The 7123-nt window shown below is 44.4% G+C and carries 8 protein-coding genes; 5 read left to right on the plus strand and 3 right to left on the minus strand.

Annotated features, from left to right (window positions below; genetic code table 11):
- Window positions 1–104: 104 nt before the first annotated feature.
- The 3 genes from NGM66_RS13860 (at window position 105) to budA (ending at window position 1614) form a co-directional block, all read left to right on the plus strand.
- Window positions 105–377 carry a Mor transcription activator family protein gene (locus NGM66_RS13860; protein WP_208907314.1) on the plus strand — a complete coding sequence of 91 codons (273 nt, stop codon included), beginning with the start codon at window positions 105–107 and terminating at the stop codon, window positions 375–377.
- Between the two features lie 177 nt (window positions 378–554).
- Entirely contained in the window at window positions 555–686 is a 132-nt protein-coding gene (locus tag NGM66_RS13865) for a Mor transcription activator family protein (protein WP_245155277.1), read from the plus strand.
- Between the two features lie 217 nt (window positions 687–903).
- Window positions 904–1614 (plus strand): acetolactate decarboxylase, encoded by a 711-nt coding sequence (gene budA, locus NGM66_RS13870; RefSeq protein ID WP_208907316.1) that lies wholly within the window; start codon window positions 904–906, stop codon window positions 1612–1614.
- A 222-nt stretch (window positions 1615–1836) separates the two neighbouring features.
- Here budA and NGM66_RS13875 read toward each other — a convergent pair whose 3' ends face one another.
- Window positions 1837–2340 (minus strand): DUF2798 domain-containing protein, encoded by a 504-nt coding sequence (locus NGM66_RS13875; RefSeq protein ID WP_208907317.1) that lies wholly within the window; start codon window positions 2338–2340, stop codon window positions 1837–1839.
- A 397-nt stretch (window positions 2341–2737) separates the two neighbouring features.
- On the opposite strand from NGM66_RS13875, the gene NGM66_RS13880 reads away from it, so the two are divergent.
- Entirely contained in the window at window positions 2738–3751 is a 1014-nt protein-coding gene (locus NGM66_RS13880; protein ID WP_208907318.1) for a C40 family peptidase, read from the plus strand.
- 109 nt (window positions 3752–3860) lie between these two features.
- Here the strand turns inward: NGM66_RS13880 and NGM66_RS13885 are convergent, their stop codons facing one another.
- A complete protein-coding gene (locus tag NGM66_RS13885; RefSeq protein ID WP_208907319.1) occupies window positions 3861–4361 on the minus strand; it encodes a DUF1097 domain-containing protein in 501 nt (166 codons plus the stop codon).
- A gap of 181 nt (window positions 4362–4542) precedes the next feature.
- A complete protein-coding gene (locus tag NGM66_RS13890; RefSeq protein ID WP_258115826.1) occupies window positions 4543–4677 on the minus strand; it encodes a hypothetical protein in 135 nt (44 codons plus the stop codon).
- 214 nt (window positions 4678–4891) lie between these two features.
- Between NGM66_RS13890 and NGM66_RS13895 the strand changes: the two genes are divergently transcribed.
- Window positions 4892–7048: a class III lanthionine synthetase LanKC N-terminal domain-containing protein gene (locus NGM66_RS13895; RefSeq protein WP_258115827.1), complete on the plus strand. Its 2157-nt coding sequence runs from the start codon at window positions 4892–4894 to the stop codon at window positions 7046–7048.
- Window positions 7049–7123 lie beyond the last annotated feature (75 nt).

Below are 7123 nucleotides of genomic sequence, written 5' to 3' on the forward strand. Positions count from 1 at the left end.
TAAGGGAAGGCATTCCCTATTTCTATACAATTCAGAAATCTTTTATGCATTTACACAAGATATTTTACGCTCTCCAAAAAAACAATTGGTTAGGAGAATGCGGCATGGCAATGCGGACAGATTTACTACAAGAATCATACGCGCAGCTCTATGATTTAGTGGGTGAGGAGTTAACGGAGAAAATCTACGAAATGTATCGTGGCCGGCAGATTTCATTTCCCATGCGACTGTACAATCGCGATAAGGTTGCGGCGCAAATCGTCAAGGAATATGACGGCCACAACTTGGCGGAGCTGACGAAGAAGTACGAGTATTCCCAGCGCTGGATTCGCCAAATTATTCAGAAAAGTCGGGAAGCCACGGAAGCAAAAAAGTAAGTAGACATAGGACGTGTTGCTGGCTTGATTTGGGGTTAAGAACCCAAATCAAGCCAGCAACACGGTTTTTTCGGCTGCGGTTAGTAGTGACAGTCGGGAATTGTCTGCTAATTGGAAATAAGCAGGATAAAAATACCAACCGTATTTCTCGCGTGAAATGTGGCTGGTGTTTTTAAGGTGGCTAAGCAAGTGCTACTGGAGTACAACGGCCACAACATTGCGGAGTTAACCCGGAAGTATGATTACTCGCAGCGCTGGGTGCGGCAAATGATTCAGTTGGGGAAAAACAAGGGCAAACTAACGAAATAGTGGATAAATAATCTTGGGCAGATGTCATTAAAAAGATGTGGTCGCTTTTATAAGTTGGATATTATAAATTGATGATACTTTGTCATGTGAGCGGAGAAAGCTCTGGTGAAACGGCGGCATCAAACCGAGAAGGCGCCATGGTCATCTTCCCTGTCACTTGCAATCCCCACCACACGCGGTATCGTAGAGGCAAAGACCTACGAAAGGGAGTCATTACATGAATACCACCACACTCTACCAACATGGGACGCTGGCCTTGCTAGTGCCGGGGCTTTTGGCCGGCACACTGACGATGAAGGAACTACTACGTCACGGCGACACCGGCATTGGGACCGGCGCCGGCCTGGATGGTGAGCTGATTATTTTGGATGGGCACCCGTATCAAGTCACTGCGCAGGGGGCTGTGCATGAGGTGCCGGATGACTTTACCATGCCGTTTGCCAACGCCCACTTTGCCGATTACCAGCCGCTGATGTCGGTGCTGGGGGCCAGCGATGCCGATTTGAATCATCAGATCCGCGCGCTGGCACAGTTCGACAACGCCTTTTTCTCCGTCAAGGTCACCGGTGTGTTCACGGCCATCCGGACCCGCGCCGTGGCCAAGTCCGAGCCACCGTACCAGACGTTGGCCCAGGCCGCTAAGCAACAGCAAGTTTTTTCTCGTGGCGAGATTGCCGGCACGTTGATTGGCTACTACGCGCCACAGTTATTTGATGGCATCGCGGTTGGCGGCTTTCATGACCACTTTCTGGCAGATGACCACTCATTTGGCGGCCACTTGCTGGGCTTTGAAAAGGTCACCGGCGACGTTAGTGTTCAAGCATTCAGTACGCTTGAACAGCATTTGCCCGTGACTGATGCGGCTTACCGCAGTCACGATTTCAGTGCAGATGACATTACTGGAGATATCCACCGGGCGGAACACTAGAGTGATTAAAAACGCAACGGCCATCACCAATTCGAGTGAGGGACGTTGCGTTTCATTGTATGGACTTGTGACAAGTACTGCTGAAAATTAAGATTTAAAAAAATGAAAAAATCAGCCCCGACCGCCATTCACGGCGACCGGGGCTGATTTTTTTCCTTGGCGTGGGACCGCAGAAAATAGAAAAACGTCGCCCACTAGGTAATAGCGGCGACGTTTAGTTGGTTAATCTTCGACTGATTTTGGGGCTAAATTTTCGGCTGGAGCAGTCCGCTTTTGGACGGCACCCAGGATGGCGCGGGCGATGGGCCCAACGATCAACAGTTGTAATGGCAGGGCCATGAACAAGTTGAAAATCCAGGTGTGCAGGTAAGTTAGAAGGACGTTGTCGCCAAAGTTCTGGGTGACGACCATGCCGAACAGAGACATCAGCGTGACCATGCCGGCGACCATCATGACTGAGATGGTCAGGGCAATCCTAATTTGTTTTTTCTTCATGTAATCGTTAATAATAAAATGGAAAAAGATGTATTTGACGCCGGGGCCAATAATCCCCAGGTCACAGATCGCCGCGACCACTAAGGCTAGCGGGTAGCCGGTCAGGACCTCCCGGATGAAGTGATGGGAGAAGCCATCGGCTAAGGCGATATTGTAGCCAGCCATGACCAAGACCATCAGGCCCGCCATAACGGCAGTGAACAGTAATTCTTCTTTGAAATTTTTAGGCATTGTGTTGCTCCTCGTTTGAATTTCCCACGAGATGCTAGCGTACCATAAATTAGGGCTGAGCGTAAGGATTATTTTGCAGGCCAGATAAAGTATTTGGCGGATAGGCCGGCCAAATGACCCTTAAGCTTGGTACGGCGGCCTTGCTGAGGGTGTAACCTTTGATGTGTAGGAGGTTGAAGTTGACGGTGTGACCCTTCTCAAGGTAGTCGTAATTGTTGGCGATGTGGACCTGACGTGTCTGGGATACGTGACCGGTATTTCTAAGATGAGTTACTGTGCATAAATGCCGGCATTCTGCACAGTAAACCGCATTACCCCGCTTCACGAAACTCTTGTAGAATAACTATGAGTTCATCATTTGATAACTTAATAGTTAACCAATCAGGAGGGATTTACCGTGCATCGTCTCAAATACATATTGAGTGGGTTCTTTGCGTTGGGATTAATGGCGACCGGCTTTGCGAGCCAGCCTGTCACCGCCCAGGCCAGCAATGCCGCTGACAAGACTGTTTACAACAAGGCTGTTAGCAAGACTAAAACGCTTTACCACACCAAGTATGGCTTCTACAAGAAATTATATAAGTCTGGCATGAAGCGGTCAGCCTCGGCTAAGTATGACTACAAGCACCATTTCAAGGTGACGCGAATGGCGAAGAACGGCCATGGGGTCTTCTACAAGACCAACCGCGGTTGGATTCGTCAAGATGCCTTTTACAAGTGGGTCCGTTACGCGAACAAGATGGATTACACCATGAAGGTCAATAAGCAGCACATTTTGCTCTACAACAAGCCTAAGGGTCTAAAGGGGGCTAAGGTGACGGGCAGTACCAGCACCAAGCAGCTTGTTGGCAAGTGGGTTCACGTGGACAAGCGCGTGGAGCTCAACACCACGCCATCCAAGTCCGGGTATTACCGCATGAACGTGGGCGACAAGAATTACTGGATTCGTGCCAAGTACCTGACCATGGACCAGAAGGCTTTGAAGGGCAACATCAAGAAGGTCGAAAAGGCCATCAAGACTGGGTCTGCCTTGGTCGGCAAGTCCAAATATCTGTGGGGTGGCGGTCGGACCAGCTCCAGCATTGCGGCGCGCCGCTTTGACTGTTCATCGTTCATTCACTGGATCTACGCCAAGTCTGGCGTACGCTTAGGGCCGACGTCCAGTTGCACGACCTACACGTTGATTCACATGGGCCGCAAGATCAAGGCCAAGAATATGAAACGCGGCGACATTTTCTTCTTCACCGACAAGTCTGAAGGGGTCAACTGCCACGTCGCGATTTACCTGGGCAACCAAGTCTTTCTACACGATTCACCGAGCTCAGATACCGGTGGTGTGGGCATCTCAAGCCTAAACGATAGTCACTGGAAGAGTCGGTTCAATGGTAATGTTCGGCGGTTAGTGGGGTAAGTTGCATAGATTCGAGAGTCGTGACTGCGGTCGCGGCTTTTTTGATCACAATCAAAAAGGCCTGGGAGGCGCTCCCAGACCTTTCACTTACCACAAATTATCTAAATGCTTAACCCAATTCATTCCCAGGCTCACCCTTATCAGCCGCGTCGTGGTCCTGGCTGTCGTCGTCCTTAGGCTTTTTCTCCGGAAACAGCTTGAACATGACTTTGTTGAAGTAGTCCGAAGCGTAGCCGATGACGAAGATACCCATGAACATTGAAGCCAGCAGTTCAAAGCAGAACATTGGCCAGCTCTTGATGGTGATGTTGGAGATGATCAGCATGGTCGTCCCCCAAGTGATCAGCCAAGCCGGCACCTCGGTGAACGGCAGGATGGTTCCTTGCAAGAAGAGGGCCAGGAACGTCAGAATCCCAAACATCACGGACGAAGCCACCAGCCCGGAGATCCAAGACACGTGCAGCAGGGAGAAGGCCATGAGCCCCCAAATGAGGCCCAGGCAGAAACTCAACAGAATATTCCAGATCTTATCCTTCGGGAAGCCGGCACCGAAGAAGTAGGAGACCGCAATGAAGGCTGCGGCACCCATCCACAGTGAAAAGCCAGTCATGATCAAGCTGTACTTTAGGTTTCACTTGGAAATTGGACAAGAAAAGCCAGGAAAGGTTTTCACGCTGGAATACCTCTCCTAGTTTTTTTTGGAAACAGGGTATGCTTCTAAATCCAAAATTGTGAATTGGGCATACATCTGGTTAGACAAAGCCATTTAATTACGGTTGGTTATGAAAGCGTTAGTGTTTAGAGGTTGGCAAGAATTGTGTTTCAACTTTGCAATCGTGACTGCATGCAATGGTCCAGCCAGCTTCTTCAGAAGATTCATTAACAGGTTTTACTGATAAGGTTTGTAATGCAAGTAGTTCTTTCATAGATACTACATCTCCTAATTTAAAATTGAAGAGTGACTTGAGCAACTATTCATTTCAAAAGTATATAGAATAATACTAAGCTAATCGATAGCTAGCCGTAAAAAAATTGAATTGTAAAACCAGGTATCAGCGAGTTGTTAAGATTGAACAACCTGTTGGTATTTTCTATTCTATGCATACAAGATAAAAATTCAAATTGGACGGGGTGAATGAAATGAGTATGGAAGTTTTAAATATTATCTCAAAGAGAAAGGTTTTTATGAAAAATCTGAAGCTTAGTGTTGATATATTGCCAGAAGATGTTGATGAACTGGTTTTGAGTAAATCAAGCTGTGATGAAGTAAGGATTTTCAGACAATTTAATTTTGCTGCCAGTGAACTTCCGCATCAGGGATTTAAAATACATGTTTCATGTACTTTGCAGAATTTTCAAGATGTACTGGATAGTGTTTACGTCTACTGCAAAAGAAACATGCTCACTTTTAAATATATATCGAATTTTGACTACCTTGAATATAATCTTTCTGGTAATGGTGATTTATGGGAGGCAGGCAAGTTTATTACGATTTATCCTACAGATTTGCGAGAATTTGTAAAAAATATAAAAGGACTCTATAGATGCATTTCTCCAAAAAAGATGCAAGGGATAGCTATTTATACGGATCGTAGGTTCAAGGATGCTACGAATATTTTTTACAGATATGGTATTTTATCAGCGAATGGGAATCGAATCATTTATGACTTGAATGGGACTCCACAGTATGAGGATTATAAGCTGTCTGAATATTTTCTGCCAAACTTTATTGAAGAACCATTTCCAAAAAATAAAGATGATGGAATGATCTCAAAAAAATTATTCAAGATGTATCAGCCATACCGGGCACTAAACTCGAAAGTGTCTGGATCTGTTTTCTTAGCTAAGTATGGAGATGAAGATGTTGTTCTTAAGACTGCTAAGGATGGGTTTAGCGATACAAGAGAAACCTGTATTTGTAAGTTGCAACAAGAATCTCATTATTTGAAGGTGCTAGAGGATTGTGAGTGCTTTCCTAAGAAAATCGATTCATTTTGGGAAGACGATGATTATTTCTTAATTGAAACAAAAGTCAATGGTGTGGATTTTGATGTTTATCGAGCCACCGTAGTTGATCGCGTAGTGAATAGTGATAGAACAAGAACAAACTATTCAGAGCTCAAGAAGATTATGCTTGATTTACTTAACAAGGTGCAGCGGCTGCATATGCGTGGATATTACTTGGGAGATATTTCGAGTGCTAATGTTTTGATTGATAGCAATACGGATACGGTGTCATTTATTGATTTGGATACGATTTCCGAGTTAAATGTACAAGATAATCAACGAAAAGTTCAGTATAGAACGGTAGGATTTTATAATTCTGAAATATCACACCTTAGCTTAAATGAACAGGATAACCAGCAAATTGGTTACTTACTTATTTCCTTGTTTTGTAGAGCTAACAGTTTTTTAGGTGTAGATGAATCTGGGGAAATGACGCTTAGGTTTTTTAAAGAATGGGCGATTAGGTATCATTTACCACTGGTCTTTGTTGAAGTTATTGAGATTTTGATAAAAGGCAGGAAAGATTCGTTGAGAAGAAGCATCCAAGTAATAGAAGACGGAAATTTGGAAGTTATCTTTGAAGATGATGAGCATCATGATAAATACTCAGCTAAGTATATAACTGACGAGTTAAATAAAACTGTCGAACTGGAGCGATTGAGTAATGGTGGGGTGAACATGCTTTCGCACACTGGAAAGAAAATTGCGTGTGATCATTTAAGTGAAGATTTTCCAGTAGGCATCTCAATGGATTCGGACGTGTTAGTTGACATGGCATTTGAATTGCTCCATAAAGATCGAAGGATGGCAGCAAGATTCTGCAGTTTGAATAGGATTAAAATACTAATAGATGATTTAAGACTGCTCAATGTTAGACTAAATCGGGGAGTAATTGGTGATAAAGAGAACATCGTGTATATTAAACGTGCGTTGGCTTTGGTGATTTGTACGGGATATGCCTTGCATCATCTAAAATTACGTATGAGGAAGGATAAGTTTAATGACAATAGAACGTTAATACTACAGACGTTTGATATGTTGATAACTACTTATTCAGTTTCGATTGATCAGAGTGATAAAATTGGTTTCCGAATTAGTAATGTATCTCGTTATGTATCTCCATACTTATCTGATGGTATGTCAGGGGTATTGGTCTGTTCCATTTATTTATCTAGATGGTTTAAGACAACTAAGTACGACAAGTTAATGGAGGAGTGGGGAGAGTCTCTGTCCAAAGTATATTTACCTCAAAGCGTTACATTGTATCGGGGCTTGTCAGGGATTATTTGAGTGTTTAAATAATTATGTGTAAATAGAAAAATAAGCAATTGAAAAGGGAAAGCCTCTCCCTTATGATAGTTAGCA

The organism is Levilactobacillus yiduensis, from assembly GCF_024718525.1.
GTDB classification, from domain to species: Bacteria; Bacillota; Bacilli; order Lactobacillales; family Lactobacillaceae; genus Levilactobacillus; species Levilactobacillus yiduensis.